The organism is Microbulbifer mixtoriginis (SeqCode), assembly GCF_052467945.1.
In genome coordinates, this window is sequence record NZ_CP174328.1 from 2,697,561 (window position 1) to 2,710,977 (window position 13,417).

Genomic DNA, 13,417 nt, shown 5'->3' on the forward strand with positions numbered 1-13,417 from the left:
AACACCGGCATTATATGCCCAGCAGCAAAATTAAAGGGCCCCAACAGCTTGTTGGGCCAGCTCCCGCGCATTGAGATCAATGGCTTCGACTACGTCCAGCCCTGTCAGTTCAACGGTGGGAGTGCTATTCATTACTTTTTCTATAGCCGCAGCAATACTAGTAAATGCCAACCGTCCTTGTAAAAACGCCTCTACAGCCACCTCATTGGCCGCATTCAATACCGTGGGAGCACTGCCGCCGGCATTCATAGCTTCGCGTGCCAGACGCAGGCAGGGGAATCGCTGATAATTTGGCGCTTCAAAATCCAGGCGGCCCTGCGCTATCAGGTCGAGTGCAGGAACCCCAGCATCTATGCGGGTGGGAAAGGCCAGTGCGTGAGCGATGGGGGTGCGCATATCTGGATTACCCATCTGTGCCAACAGGGAGCCATCCCGATATTGCACCATGGAATGCACAATACTCTGTGGGTGCACGACCACTTCTATTTGCTCTGGGCTGGCGCTGAACAAATAACAGGCCTCAATAAACTCCAACCCCTTATTCATCATGGTGGCCGAATCTACTGAAATTTTCCGTCCCATCGACCAATTGGGGTGTGCGCAAGCTTCCTCGGGGGTCACTCGATGTAAATCACCGGCTAGGCGTGTGCGGAAAGGGCCGCCGGAACCGGTTAGCAAGATTTTTTCCACTCCCGCCCCCTCCAAGCTGCCAAACGGCTGGGGCAGACACTGGAAAATGGCATTGTGCTCGCTGTCAATTGGCAATAATTGGGCACCTCCTGCACGCAAAGCTTGCAGGAAAACTGGGCCGGCCATCACCAGAGCCTCTTTATTCGCAAGCAACACTTTCTTCCCAGCTTCAACTGCTGCTAAAGTTGGACGCAGCCCAGCTGCACCGACAATTGCTGCCATAACCACATCCACTTCATTCGCAGAAGCAACTTGGCATAGCCCTTCCAAACCCCAAAGGACTTCAGTAGAAACTTCCTCCCCCAGCATACTGCGCAATTGATCGGCCCCCTCTTCACCAGCCACCACCGCAAAGCGAGGGTTATATTGACGACACTGCTGGGCCAGCTCAGCGATACGCTCGCGAGCTGTCAGGGCATAGATGGTATAGCGCTGGGGGTGGCGGGCAAGCACATCGAGAGTGCTTACACCAATAGAGCCCGTAGAACCTAGGACAGTGACGACTTGTGGAGATTGCCTTTGCATAAGTGCTCGACTTACCTACGAAACTTCTTGTACCTCGACCAAAGCACCGACAGACAATGGCGGCGCTGGTCACAAGCACTGGATATAAAGTGGAGTGTGGCGTACCCGTTATAAGTACTTAGGCAGCTCACTAGCGAGGGCCGCCATGGTGAAAACCGGTAAAGCCGCAGTGAGACTATCCAGCCGATCCATAACACCGCCATGCCCTGGCAGAATATGACTACTGTCTTTGATACCCCGGTGCCGCTTGAACATACTCTCCAGCAGGTCGCCAATGACTGAAGCAAGCGCAGTTACCAGTACACCAAAAGAGAACAGCACAGTATTTTTCAGAGGAAGATCAAACAGATAGGAAGTAACCAGTGCGAGTATCAAGCAGGCTCCCAAACCGCCAAAAAAACCCTCCCAGGATTTGCCGGGACTCACTTCGCGGGCCAACTTGCGCTTTCCGAACTTGCGCCCGACAAAATAAGCGCCCACATCGGCAGCGACAACAATAGCGACGACATACAATACCAGCCAGGCCCCGTGATCGAGCCCACGCAAAACCACCAGCGACAACCAGCTGGGTACCAGAACCACTAGCCCAATCAGTCCACGTACCCAACGATTGCCCCACAGCGAGGCACTGGCGGGGTAGCTCTGGACCCAGTGAAAAGCGAGCGCCCACCAACCGCAGGCTACTGCTAGGATTTGACGGGCCCGATCAATATCCGGGGATCCGAAATCCATGGAAAAAACATATTCCGCGGTGAATACCAGGGTTCCGCCCAGTGCGGCGAGAAAGACAAAACGCAGTGCGCGATTGAGGTTGGAAAGATTGGCCCACTCCCAACCACCGAGCAAAATCACGGCTACGAAAATCAGTGTGTACCATTGAATTGGTAGCAGGAACAAAACTCCAGCGAAAAGTACCAGCAATACCAGCGCAGTAATTATTCTTTGTTTAAGCACCGAAAACCCCTTTCATCTGGACCTACACTCAGCCTACTATCGCACAGCAAGCCTGAACGCCCCGGTGTAATATTCCTAAAAATTATTCGCGGACAAAAAAATGGCCGCGCATTTGGCCCGATCCCCGTCAGGCCTGCACAGCCGTGCCATCACCTTCAGCGCGCCCACCGAATCGCCGGTCGCGCTGTTGAAATGCTTTTATCGCCTCATCAAGGGCGCTTTCATCAAAATCCGGCCAGAGCGTATCGGTAAAAAATAACTCGCTATAGGCGGCCTGCCAGAGAATAAAGTTACTTATACGCTGCTCGCCACTGGATCTTATCAATAGATCCACCGATGGCAAATCCGCGAGCTGTATATGGCTTTCAACCGCATCCTCATCAATGGAGTCGAGGGACCGCTGGCCATTGACCACCTCTTCGGCAAGCTGCTTTGCCGCCTGGGCAATATCCCAGCGACCTCCATAGTCCGCAGCAATAACCAGGTCGCCCTGAGTACAGCCTCGGGTAATCTCTTCCGCTTCCGCAATGGCACGCTGCAAGCGAGGCGAAAAACGATCCCTGCGCCCTACCACTCTCAGGCGCACGCCTTCATCACGCATACGCCTAGCTTCTTTGCGCAGATAGGAGTGAAACAGCGTCATTAGCAGCTCCACTTCCTTAGGAGGGCGCTGCCAATTTTCGCTAGAAAAAGCGAACAATGTCAGCACCTCTACACCGCGACTCCTACACGCAGACAGGAGATCGCGTATGCGCTCAACTCCAGCCTTGTGCCCAGCCGAGGGCGAGAGCCCTCTGCGGGCGGCCCAGCGCCCATTACCATCCATAATAATGGCGATATGTCGGGGGACTGGGGAGCTCAAGCTGGTACCACTATTACCCATTAAATTTCCATCAGATCTTTTTCTTTAGCTGTGAGCGCCTTATCGACATCCGCTACAAACTGATCTGTAATTTTCTGAACATCATCACCTGCACGACGCTCATCGTCCTCGGAGATCTCCTTGTCCTTGACCAAAGATTTCACCTCAGCCAGCGCATCGCGACGAATATTTCGGATAGACACACGCGCAGTCTCAGCCTCACCGCGAGCCTGACGAATAAAGTTCTTGCGAGTCTCTTCGGTCAGCATGGGCATCGGTATACGAATAACCGCACCCGCTGTGCTTGGGTTGAGGCCTAGATCCGATTTCATAATCGCCTTTTCGATGTCTGGAACCAGGTTTTTCTCCCAGGGAGTCACCGATAAGGTGCGCGCATCCTCAACTGTGACATTGGCAACCTGAGATAGTGGAGTATCTGAACCGTAATAGGAAACATGAATACCGTCGAGAATACTCGGATGCGCACGGCCGGTGCGAATTTTATTGAAATTATTGGCCAGTGCGTCGAGCGCCTTGCTCATGCGAGTCTTAGCGTCTTTTTTGATATCTTCAATCACGATTTCACTTCCTCTTCGATTAGCGTGCCTTCCTCGCCGCCCACGACAATATTGAGCAGCGCACCGGTTTTATCCATACGGAACACCCGAACGGGCATATTGTGCTCGCGGCAGAGGCAGATCGCAGTCAAATCCATCACGCCAAGTTTTTTATCGAGCACTTCGTCATAAGTCAGCTGGTCATAGCGGGTTGCGGTAGGGTCCAGTACCGGATCAGCCGAGTAAACACCGTCTACCTTGGTGGCTTTTAGCACCAACTCAGCCTCAATTTCAATACCGCGCAGGCAGGCTGCAGAATCTGTGGTAAAAAATGGGTTGCCGGTACCCGCGGCAAAAATCAGTACCTCACCGCGCTCCAAGTAGCGAATGGCCGCGCGGCGGTCATAGTGGTCCACAATTCCGCTCATCTGAATAGAGGACATGACCCGCGAGGAGATATTGGACCTTTCCAGCGCATCTCGCAGGGCCAGGGCATTCATTACCGTAGCCAGCATTCCCATATGATCGCCGGTCACGCGATCGAGTCCAGCTGCACTCAGGGCCGCGCCGCGAAACAAATTGCCGCCGCCCACAACTAATCCAACCTGAACGCCGATACCTACCAGCTGGCCAATCTCCAGGGCCATTTTGTCCAGCACTTTAGGGCTGATACCAAAACCCTGATCACCCATCAGCTCTTCGCCGCTGAGTTTCAACAGAATTCTTTTATATTTGCGGTCTTTAATACCGGGCATTCTTCGGTCCTCTCAAATGTACCTGTTTAGTGGCCAAGTATTGCCGCCGAACATTACAACACTTTCAGTCATTTACACAGAGGGGTGCCCCGCTGTAAGCACATAGGCTCCAGCGAAGGCACCCCACCGCGAGTGAGCGCACAGGGCACCCACTATTATCAATTAAGAAGAGGACTTAACCTGTGCAGCCACTTCTGCAGCGAAGTCCACCTCTTCTTTCTCGATACCTTCGCCCACTTCAAAACGAACGAAAGAAGTTACGTCAGCGCCGGCATCTTTAACCAGCTTGCCAATGCTCACGTCAGGATTCTTAACGAAAGGCTGCTCGACCAAGCTGTTCTCTTTCAGGAACTTCTTGATACGGCCACCCATCATTTTCTCAACGATCTCAGCGGGCTTGCCTTCCATATCCGGCTGCGCCTTGATGATGTCCTTCTCTTTTTCCAGAACATCAGCAGGCATATCTTCAGGCTTATTCACCTGGGGATTTACCGCGGTTACGTGCATAGCAACGTCTTTCGCCAGCTCAACCTCACCAGCGCTCAGAGCTACCAGGGCGGCGATACGATTATTGGAGTGTACGTAGGCACCTACAACCGGAGCCTCAACCAGCTGGATTCGACGCACGCCGATGTTCTCACCGATTTTCTGAACCAGTGCTTCGCGAGCAGTTTCCAGATCACCTTCCATCAGGGCGGCTACGTCCTGCTGTCGCTCAGCAAATGCCTTATCGACAACCTTGGCAACAAAAGCCTGGAAGTTTTCATCGCGGGCAACGAAGTCAGTCTCAGAGTTCACTTCAACCAACACACCGTAGCTGCCGTCCTCGGCTACTTTTGCAGCGACAACGCCGTCTGCAGCGGTGCGGCCAGCTTTTTTAGCAGCCTTCAGGCCGGAGGCTTTGCGCAGGTCTTCGATCGCTTTCTCGATATCGCCATCCGCTGCGGTAAGTGCTTTCTTACACTCCATCATCGGCAGGCCAGTACGCTCGCGCAGTTCTTTTACCATTGACGCGGTAATCGCCATGATTTTTTCCTCGGGGTTCTGTCACTAAAAATTAGAAAAAAGGGGCCGTAATTCGGGCCCCTTTTTAAGTTCGCAATGTAACGCTACTCCGTCACACCACTTAGCCCTGCAAATTACTCTGCAGCAGCTTCGTCATCGCTAGCTTCGACGTACTCGTCTTTGTTCACCGCGCTGCCAGCTTCCGCTGCACCGGCGAGCACCGCGTCAGCTGCAACAGTGGTGTACAGCTTGATTGCACGGATAGCGTCGTCGTTACCGGGAATTACATAGTCAACACCAGCGGGATCGCTATTAGTATCGACAACACCGATTACCGGAATACCAAGCTTGTTAGCTTCCTGGATGGCGATGCGCTCGTGCTCAACGTCGATTACGAAAATCGCGTCGGGCAGGCCGCCCATGTCTTTGATACCACCGATGGAGCGGTCAAGCTTTTCCATCATACGGGTGCGCATCAGAGCTTCTTTTTTGGTCAGCTTTTCGAAAGTACCATCTTGAGACTGGGCTTCCAGCTCACGGAAACGCTTGATGGACGCGCGGATGGTTTTGTAGTTGGTGAGCATACCGCCCAGCCAGCGGTTGCTGACGAAGGGCTGGCCACAGCGCTCAGCCTGCTCTTTGATAGATTTCTGTGCAGCACGCTTGGTGCCAACGAACAGAATCTTTTTCTTTTGAGCAGCCATCCCCTTGATCACCTGCAGGGCTTCGTTGAAGGCCGGTACAGTGTGCTCCAGGTTGATGATGTGAATCTTGTTGCGGGCACCAAAGATGAATTGACCCATCTTCGGGTTCCAGTAGCGGGTCTGGTGACCAAAGTGAACACCAGCCTGCAGCATATCGCGCATGCTTACTTGCGGCATAATAAACCTCTATATATACGGGTTAGTCCTCCACACATCCCATGCGTCAACCCCTATCGAGGCACCCAGACACATGTGTCGATGCGTGTGCGGCATTTTCACCCCGGAAGCATTCCGGAGCGGCGCGCTTTATACCACAATCGCACAGCTGAGTGAAGGACGCGGACAAATATGGTGCGAATGAGTGCGCCGATTCGCTCGCTGAATAGTGTCAAGCCCTGACGCTATGCCCCACCACCGGCAATCCGCTACAATGCCCGCCTTCACAGATAGACTTAAGGACACGCATGACCTCAGCCATAAAGACGCCGGAACAAATTGCCAAAATGCGCACCGCGGGCCGCCTCGCCGCAGAGGTCCTGGAAATGATTGGCGAATATGTGGTCCCTGGTGTCACAACGGAAGAACTGGACCGCCGCTGCCACGACCATATTGTCAATGTGCAGAAAGCCATTCCCGCCTGCCTCGGCTATCGAGGCTTCCCAAAGTCCATTTGCACCTCGGTCAATGAAGTGGTCTGCCACGGAATACCCTCTGAAAGCAAAGTCCTCAAAAAGGGTGACATCATTAATATTGACGTCACCGTGATCAAGGATGGATGGTACGGCGACACCAGCAAGATGTTCTTTGTCGGCAAGCCCGCTGCACACGCCGAGCGACTGGTGCGCGTAACCCAAGAATGCATGTACAAGGCTATTGAGATAGTGCGCCCGGGTACCAGCCTCGGTGATATTGGCCATGTGATCCAGCAGCATGCCGAAAAGAATTACTACTCCGTCGTACGCGACTTCTGCGGTCACGGTATCGGCGATGTCTTCCACGAAGAACCTCAGATATTGCACTACGGCCAGCCCGGAACTGGCGAAGTTTTGCAGGAGGGCATGACCTTCACTATTGAGCCGATGATCAATGCCGGCAAAGCCGCAACCCGCGTTCTCGGCGACGGCTGGACGGCAGTCACCAAGGACCGCCGCCTATCGGCGCAGTGGGAGCACACCATGGTGGTCACCAGCAACGGGGTTGAGGTACTGACCGCACGCGGTGAGGAAAAGTTTTAATCGCAAACTCTCCCCGCTCCAATTAAAGATGCACAGTCCCGCTGCCGCGCGGCGGGACACTGCCAAACGGACTTCAGTCATGCAGCCGGCCAATATCCCTTACTTCGAGCGCCCCCTGTTCTTCTTCGATCAAACCCGCTTTCGCCGGGACTTGGCTTCCCGTGAAAAACCGCCCTTGCAAGTATTTAAAGATGCGATTGGCGCTGCCGAGCACCAGATGGCTGAACGTTTTCGCGAGGGGGAAGATGTGGCCACCCTCGTGCATGAGCGCGCCTTATTCATCGACTGCCTGTTGCACTACGCCTGGCATCAGTACAGCTGGAGACCGGGCGCCAGCTTGCTGGCCGTCGGAGGCTATGGGCGCGGGGAGCTGCACCCCCATTCCGATATCGACCTGCTGATCCTCACCGAGGAACGCGCCGATGATGAAACAGTCGACAACATAGAGCGCCTCATTACTTTCCTCTGGGATTTGGGCTTGGAGATCGGTCACTCAGTGCGCAACGTAAAAGAGTGCCTGGCGCTGGCCGCCGAGGACATCACTGTCATCACCAATCTCACCGAGTCCCGTACTGTGGTGGGTGATAGCAAACCCGGCGAACGGCTTGCGGCCGGAATGGAGGGGGGCAAGCTCTGGTCCACCGAGGACTTCTTCAAGGCCAAACTGGCGGAACAGGATGAGCGCCACAACCGCCAGCAGGCAGCGGAATATATTCTCGAGCCCAATATCAAAAACGCACCCGGCGGGCTGCGCGATATCCAGACTATCTCTTGGGTCGCGAAGTACTTTTTTCGCGTACGCACGCTCAGACAATTGCAGGGCAAGGCCTTCTTCACTGAGGAAGAATTCGCCATCCTACAATCCGGCGAAAGTTTCCTTTGGCGTGTGCGCTTCGGCCTTCACCTCCTCGCCGGACGCGCCGAGGAGCGACTGCTGTTCGACTACCAGAGGGAGCTAGCCAAACAATTTGGCTATGAAGACAGCGACACCCAGCTGGCAGTTGAGCAATTTATGCACAACTACTATCGCATCGTAATGGCCCTACGCGAGCTTAACGATGTATTGCTGCAGTATTTGGGCGAGGTGATCCAACAGGGGGGTGAACAGGCTATCACCCCCATCAATGAGCGCTTCCAACTGCGCGGCGGCGCGATTGAAGCCGCCTATCCGCAGGTGTTTAATCAGCACCCCTCTGCGCTATTGGAAATCTTTGTGCTGATGGCCAGGCACCCGCAGATTACCCGGGTACGTGCCTCAACTATCCGCCTGATCCGGGAACACCGCCACTTGATCGATGAGCGCTTTCGCGCGGACTCCGCCAACAGCGAGCTGTTTATGGAACTGCTGCGTTCTGCACGCGGACTCTCCACACAGCTGTCGCGCATGACCCGCTACGGTATTCTCGGGCGCTACCTGCCAGAATTCGGCCGCGTTACCGGGCAAATGCAGCACGATCTCTTCCATATCTACACTGTGGACGCCCACACCCTGCAGGTGGTGCGCAATATGCGCAGTTTTCGCGGCCCCGAAGCACGCGAGAAATTCCCGATCGCCGCGGAGATCCTCGAGCGGTTGCGCCAGCCCGAGCTGCTGTATATTGCCGGTCTCTACCACGATATCGCCAAGGGTCGCGGCGGCGACCACTCGAAGCTGGGCGTGGTGGACGCCGCCGAATTCTGCCTGCGCCACCAACTGCCGGCACGCGACCGCCGCCTGGTGTGCTGGCTGGTGGAAAAGCATCTATTGATGAGCCAGGTATCTCAAAAACAGGACATCAGCGACCCGGAGGTGGTGCACGCCTTCGCCCGCGAGGTAGGCGACCGCGAACACCTGGATTACCTCTACGCCCTCACAGTAGCCGATATCAACGCCACCAACCCAGAGCTTTGGAACAGCTGGCGCGCCAGCCTGATGCGCCAACTCTACCAGGCCACCCAACACGCCCTGCGCCGTGGTTTGGAGAATCCCGTCGATCGGGAGGAAATCATCGAGGAGACCCGCAGCCTGGCACTGGAAAAGCTGAGCGCCCTCGGTCTGCCAGAGGCCTCCATAGAAAATATCTGGGCGCAAATGGGCGAGGACTACTTTGTGCGCGAGAGCGCCGACAACATCGTTTGGCACACAGCAGCCATCCATGAGCTGCACAGCAACAGCCCGCTGCTGCCGAGCGACACCCTGGTACTAACGCGCAACTCGGGCCCCGGTGAGCACGATGGCGCCACCCAGGTTTTCGTCTATACCCCCGACCGCGCCAATGTGTTCGCCGCCGCAGTCACCGGACTCGATATGCTCAACCTGAACGTGCACGACGCGCGCCTTTACAGTTCGGCCTCAGGTTATACCCTGGATACTTTTTATGTACTGGATGAATCTGGACAACCCCTGCTCGACGAACCCCAGCGCCTGCAGCAAATTCGCGAAACCCTACAAGAGGAGCTGCAACTGGTGGAGGATTACTCCAAGGTGATCCAACGGCGCACCCCGAGGCGCCTAAAGATGTTTTCACTGGAGAGCCGCGCGCACCTATCCACAGAACCGGGAGATCAGTACAGCACGCTGGAAATCACCAGTGCTGATAGACCGGGCCTGCTGGCCCTGATTGCACGCACCTTTGTCACACACGATCTGCGCCTGCACAATGCCAAGATCTCCACTCTTGGGGAGAGGGTGGAGGATATTTTCCATATCACCGACGCCGAGGGGCGCGCGCTCTGCAATGCCGAGACCAACCGCGCTCTGGAGCAGGCCATTTGCCGGGAGCTGGATGACCACACAGCGCCGTAATATCACCAATGACGAGCGGATAAGAACGCCATGAATCCAAACCTGGACAAGCTGCAGCCCTACCCTTTTTCCAAGTTACAGGCACTGAAAGCGGGCCTGCAGCCGGCGAACAAACCCCATATCGCCCTCTCCATCGGCGAACCGAAACACGAGCCGCCCAAATTCGCACAGAGAGCGCTGGTCGCGCACCTGGACAAGATCGCTGCCTACCCGCTCACCATAGGCCTCGAACCCCTGCGCCAGGCGATTGCCGACTGGCTGGGCGCCCGCTTCCAACTCAAACAGGTGAGTGCCGATTCCCAGGTGCTGCCAGTAAACGGCACCCGCGAAGCGTTATTCGCCTTCGCACAGGCCACAGTCACGCCGGGCAGTAAAGTACTGATGCCCAACCCCTTCTACCAGATTTACGAGGGGGCGGCCCTGCTCGCCGGCGCCGAGCCGCACTTTATCAACTGTCTCGCCGACAATAGTTTTAAGCCAGACTTCAGCTCGGTATCCGAATCGGTGTGGCAGCAGTGTGAACTGCTCTACCTGTGCTCACCGGGCAATCCCACAGGCGCCCTGCTAGGGATCGACGATTTGCAATCACTCATCAAGCTTGCAGACCGCTTCAACTTCACCATCGCCTCAGATGAGTGCTACTCGGAACTCTATTTCGATGAGAGCGCGCCGCCGGCCGGGCTGCTGCAAGCCTGCGAGCAAATGGGCCGCAGCAACTATCACCGCTGTGTGGTTTTTCACAGCCTGTCGAAGCGCTCCAATTTGGCTGGGCTGCGCTCCGGGTTTGTTGCCGGCGACGCTCAGCTGCTGGAGAAATTCCTCCTCTATCGCACCTACCACGGCTGCGCAATGCCGCTACCCAACCAATACGCCTCTATTGCCGCCTGGCAGGATGAAGAGCACGTACGCGAAAATCGCGCACTCTACCGACAAAAGTTCGACGCGGTGCTCGATATTCTCGACGGCTGCTTAGAAGTACAAAAACCACAGGCCAGCTTTTACCTGTGGCCGCGAGTCGGCAACGGGGAGGAGTTCGCCAGAGAGCTATACCGCCAGCAAAACATCACGGTTTTGCCGGGCTCTTTCCTCGCCCGCAATAGCGAGGGAGTAAATCCAGGCAGCGAGTATGTACGCATGGCCCTAGTGGCCACATTGGAAAAATGCATAGAGGCTGCAGAGCGCATCAAGGAATTTTGCCGGCAAACCTGACAGGCGAACTAATCCAACAGACACCGTAACCCAGGAGCCCCACCCAGGCACAGACGAGAATGGCAGTAAAAAATTTACTCAAGCAAGAGCGCGTGGATTTTATTCTACAGCGCCTGGAAGAACTCTATCCGCAGACCCCGATTCCGCTCGATCACAAAGACTCCTACACCTTGTTAGTCGCCGTACTACTCTCAGCGCAGTGTACCGATGAGCGCGTAAACCAGATCACCCCCGCCCTCTGGCAGTTGGCCGACAACCCGGAGGATATGGCTCTAGTACCCGTGGAGGAAATTCAAGCGGTTATCCGCCCCTGCGGTTTATCACCGCAAAAATCCAAAGCCATCAGCAAGCTGTCACAAATTCTCGTCAACGAATACCACAGTAAAGTGCCGGAAAATATGGCCGCCCTGGAAACCCTGCCCGGCGTCGGCCACAAGACCGCAAGTGTGGTAATGTCCCAGGCATTTGGTCACCCAGCCTTCCCTGTGGACACCCATATTCACCGCCTGGCGCAGCGCTGGGGACTCACCAGCGGTAAAAATGTCACCCAGACCGAGAAAGATCTAAAAAGGCTATTCCCCAGAGAAAAGTGGAATAAATTGCACCTGCAGATTATTTTTTATGGCCGCGAGTACTGCTCGGCACGCGGCTGCGACGGCACAGTTTGCGAAATCTGCACCACCTGCTATCCCAACCGCAAAAACCCCAAGAAAACCAAAAAGGCGTAACTGTGATTACTCTGTACGGCATTAAAAACTGCGACACCGTAAAAAAAGCCCGCAAATGGCTGGAAAAGAATGGGGTCGACTATCAGTTTCACGATTTCCGTGAAGACGGCATGGACAATGTGCCCCTAAAAGCCTGGCTGAATAAATTTGGCTGGCAGGAAGTGCTGAATCGCCGCTCCACCAGTTGGCGCGCCCTAAGCGAAGCGCAGAAAAACACAATGGACAACGCTAGCGCTTTGACCCTGGCCATCGAGACCCCCACCCTGATCAAGCGTCCAGTGACCAGCTCAGGCGGCACTACCCACTTCGGTTTTAAAGAGCAAGAATTCGCCGCACTTACCGGCCAAGCCAACTAGGAGAAAAATATGAGCGATATCTATAGCATTGGATTCGGCGTTGGCACCTGTAATAGCAAGGGCGACTGGCTTGAAGTCTTCTATCCAAAACCGCTGTTCAAACCCAGCGCAGAAATAGCCAAAGCGGTGACCGAGACCCTACATATCGAAAGCGGCAACCACAGCCTGCCTCTCGACGCGACCCTGCTCCACAGCCTCACTGAAAAACTGCACAGCGCCGGGGCGGGCGAACAGGCGGAGATCCTACAGCAGTTCGCCAACAGCCACCGACCTCTGGTAGTGGCCGTACTTTCCAGCGACGAGGCGCCACAGACAGTACCTGAAGCCTATTTAAAATTACATTTGCTTTCCCACCGGCTGGTGAAACCCCACGAAACGAATCTCGAAGGTATCTTCGGCAAACTGGTGAATGTGGCCTGGACCAATCAGGGCGCGATCGACCTGGAAGAACTGCCACAGCGCCAACTGGAAGCGCGCCTGAACGGAGAGCATCTGGAAGTTGCCTGTGTCGACAAATTTCCCAAGATGACCAATTACGTGGTGCCCACGGGCGTGCGCATCGCCCACACCGCACGTGTGCGCCTCGGCGCCTATCTCGGTGAGGGCACCACGATCATGCACGAGGGCTTCGTCAACTTTAACGCGGGCACCGAGGGACCAGGCATGATCGAAGGCCGCATCTCGGCCGGCGTTTTTGTCGGTGCTGGCTCCGATCTGGGTGGCAGCAGCTCCACCATGGGTACTCTCTCCGGCGGCGGAAACATAGTGATTTCCGTGGGCGACAACTGCCTGCTGGGTGCCAACGCCGGTATCGGCATCCCCCTGGGGAATCGCTGCACCGTGGAAGCGGGTTTATATATCACCGCTGGGACCAAAGTGGCCCTACTGGACGACAGCGGCAAACTGGTCGAATACATCAAAGCACGCGAATTGGCCGGAAAATCCGACCTCCTGTTCCGCAGAAATTCCACCAATGGCGCCGTTGAATGTTTAACGAATAAGAGTGCCATTGAGTTGAATGCAGCTCTGCACAGCAATTAAAACCTGACCCT

At 55.4% G+C, this 13,417-nt stretch carries 13 protein-coding genes; 6 read left to right on the forward strand and 7 right to left on the reverse strand.

The genetic code is table 11. From position 1 onward, the window contains the following. Window positions 1-30: 30 nt before the first annotated feature. The 7 genes from ispC to rpsB form a co-directional block, all read right to left on the reverse strand. Window positions 31-1,215 (reverse strand): 1-deoxy-D-xylulose-5-phosphate reductoisomerase, encoded by a 1,185-nt coding sequence (ispC, locus tag ACJJIJ_RS11870; RefSeq protein WP_444937489.1) that lies wholly within the window; start codon window positions 1,213-1,215, stop codon window positions 31-33. A gap of 108 nt (window positions 1,216-1,323) precedes the next feature. Then, window positions 1,324-2,169 carry a phosphatidate cytidylyltransferase gene (locus ACJJIJ_RS11875; protein WP_252082663.1) on the reverse strand — a complete coding sequence of 282 codons (846 nt, stop codon included), beginning with the start codon at window positions 2,167-2,169 and terminating at the stop codon, window positions 1,324-1,326. A gap of 127 nt (window positions 2,170-2,296) precedes the next feature. Beyond that, window positions 2,297-3,052 carry a polyprenyl diphosphate synthase gene (uppS, locus tag ACJJIJ_RS11880; RefSeq protein ID WP_444886826.1) on the reverse strand — a complete coding sequence of 252 codons (756 nt, stop codon included), beginning with the start codon at window positions 3,050-3,052 and terminating at the stop codon, window positions 2,297-2,299. Further along, complete coding sequence (gene frr, locus ACJJIJ_RS11885) at window positions 3,052-3,609, reverse strand: ribosome recycling factor (RefSeq protein WP_444886827.1); 558 nt, start codon at window positions 3,607-3,609, stop codon at window positions 3,052-3,054. Before frr ends, uppS begins: the two co-directional genes overlap by 1 nt. After that, window positions 3,606-4,343: a UMP kinase gene (pyrH, locus tag ACJJIJ_RS11890; protein WP_152452478.1), complete on the reverse strand. Its 738-nt coding sequence runs from the start codon at window positions 4,341-4,343 to the stop codon at window positions 3,606-3,608. Before pyrH ends, frr begins: the two co-directional genes overlap by 4 nt. Window positions 4,344-4,505: 162 nt before the next feature. Beyond that, window positions 4,506-5,369, reverse strand: a complete 864-nt coding sequence (gene tsf, locus ACJJIJ_RS11895; protein ID WP_444900197.1) for a translation elongation factor Ts — start codon at window positions 5,367-5,369, stop codon at window positions 4,506-4,508. Window positions 5,370-5,482: 113 nt separating this feature from the next. After that, a complete protein-coding gene (gene rpsB / locus ACJJIJ_RS11900; RefSeq protein ID WP_252082670.1) occupies window positions 5,483-6,229 on the reverse strand; it encodes a 30S ribosomal protein S2 in 747 nt (248 codons plus the stop codon). Window positions 6,230-6,516: 287 nt separating this feature from the next. Here rpsB and map point away from each other — a divergent pair, with 287 nt between their 5' ends. The 6 genes from map to dapD all read left to right on the forward strand — a co-directional run bounded on the left by map (window position 6,517) and on the right by dapD (window position 13,406). After that, window positions 6,517-7,287: a type I methionyl aminopeptidase gene (gene map, locus ACJJIJ_RS11905; RefSeq protein WP_252082672.1), complete on the forward strand. Its 771-nt coding sequence runs from the start codon at window positions 6,517-6,519 to the stop codon at window positions 7,285-7,287. A gap of 79 nt (window positions 7,288-7,366) precedes the next feature. Next, a complete protein-coding gene (locus ACJJIJ_RS11910) occupies window positions 7,367-10,072 on the forward strand; it encodes a [protein-PII] uridylyltransferase (RefSeq protein WP_444937490.1) in 2,706 nt (901 codons plus the stop codon). Between the two features lie 30 nt (window positions 10,073-10,102). Further along, entirely contained in the window at window positions 10,103-11,281 is a 1,179-nt protein-coding gene (gene dapC, locus ACJJIJ_RS11915; RefSeq protein WP_444937491.1) for a succinyldiaminopimelate transaminase, read from the forward strand. Window positions 11,282-11,340: 59 nt separating this feature from the next. After that, window positions 11,341-12,009 (forward strand): endonuclease III, encoded by a 669-nt coding sequence (gene nth, locus ACJJIJ_RS11920; RefSeq protein WP_444900194.1) that lies wholly within the window; start codon window positions 11,341-11,343, stop codon window positions 12,007-12,009. 2 nt (window positions 12,010-12,011) lie between these two features. Next, entirely contained in the window at window positions 12,012-12,365 is a 354-nt protein-coding gene (locus tag ACJJIJ_RS11925) for an ArsC family reductase (RefSeq protein ID WP_444884175.1), read from the forward strand. A gap of 9 nt (window positions 12,366-12,374) precedes the next feature. Then, window positions 12,375-13,406 (forward strand): 2,3,4,5-tetrahydropyridine-2,6-dicarboxylate N-succinyltransferase, encoded by a 1,032-nt coding sequence (gene dapD / locus ACJJIJ_RS11930; protein WP_444937492.1) that lies wholly within the window; start codon window positions 12,375-12,377, stop codon window positions 13,404-13,406. Window positions 13,407-13,417: the final 11 nt, after the last annotated feature.

Bases quoted from the DNA above. Each gene is read 5' to 3' on its own strand.
- pyrH (WP_152452478.1), bottom strand. From the start codon at position 4,343: ATGCCCGGTATTAAAGACCGCAAATATAAAAGAATTCTGTTGAAACTC.
- ACJJIJ_RS11910 (WP_444937490.1), top strand. From the start codon at position 7,367: ATGCAGCCGGCCAATATCCCTTACTTCGAGCGCCCCCTGTTCTTCTTC.
- ispC (WP_444937489.1), bottom strand. From the start codon at position 1,215: ATGCAAAGGCAATCTCCACAAGTCGTCACTGTCCTAGGTTCTACGGGC.
- rpsB (WP_252082670.1), bottom strand. From the start codon at position 6,229: ATGCCGCAAGTAAGCATGCGCGATATGCTGCAGGCTGGTGTTCACTTT.
- dapC (WP_444937491.1), top strand. From the start codon at position 10,103: ATGAATCCAAACCTGGACAAGCTGCAGCCCTACCCTTTTTCCAAGTTA.
- dapD (WP_444937492.1), top strand. From the start codon at position 12,375: ATGAGCGATATCTATAGCATTGGATTCGGCGTTGGCACCTGTAATAGC.
- nth (WP_444900194.1), top strand. From the start codon at position 11,341: ATGGCAGTAAAAAATTTACTCAAGCAAGAGCGCGTGGATTTTATTCTA.
- map (WP_252082672.1), top strand. From the start codon at position 6,517: ATGACCTCAGCCATAAAGACGCCGGAACAAATTGCCAAAATGCGCACC.
- tsf (WP_444900197.1), bottom strand. From the start codon at position 5,369: ATGGCGATTACCGCGTCAATGGTAAAAGAACTGCGCGAGCGTACTGGC.
- uppS (WP_444886826.1), bottom strand. From the start codon at position 3,052: ATGGGTAATAGTGGTACCAGCTTGAGCTCCCCAGTCCCCCGACATATC.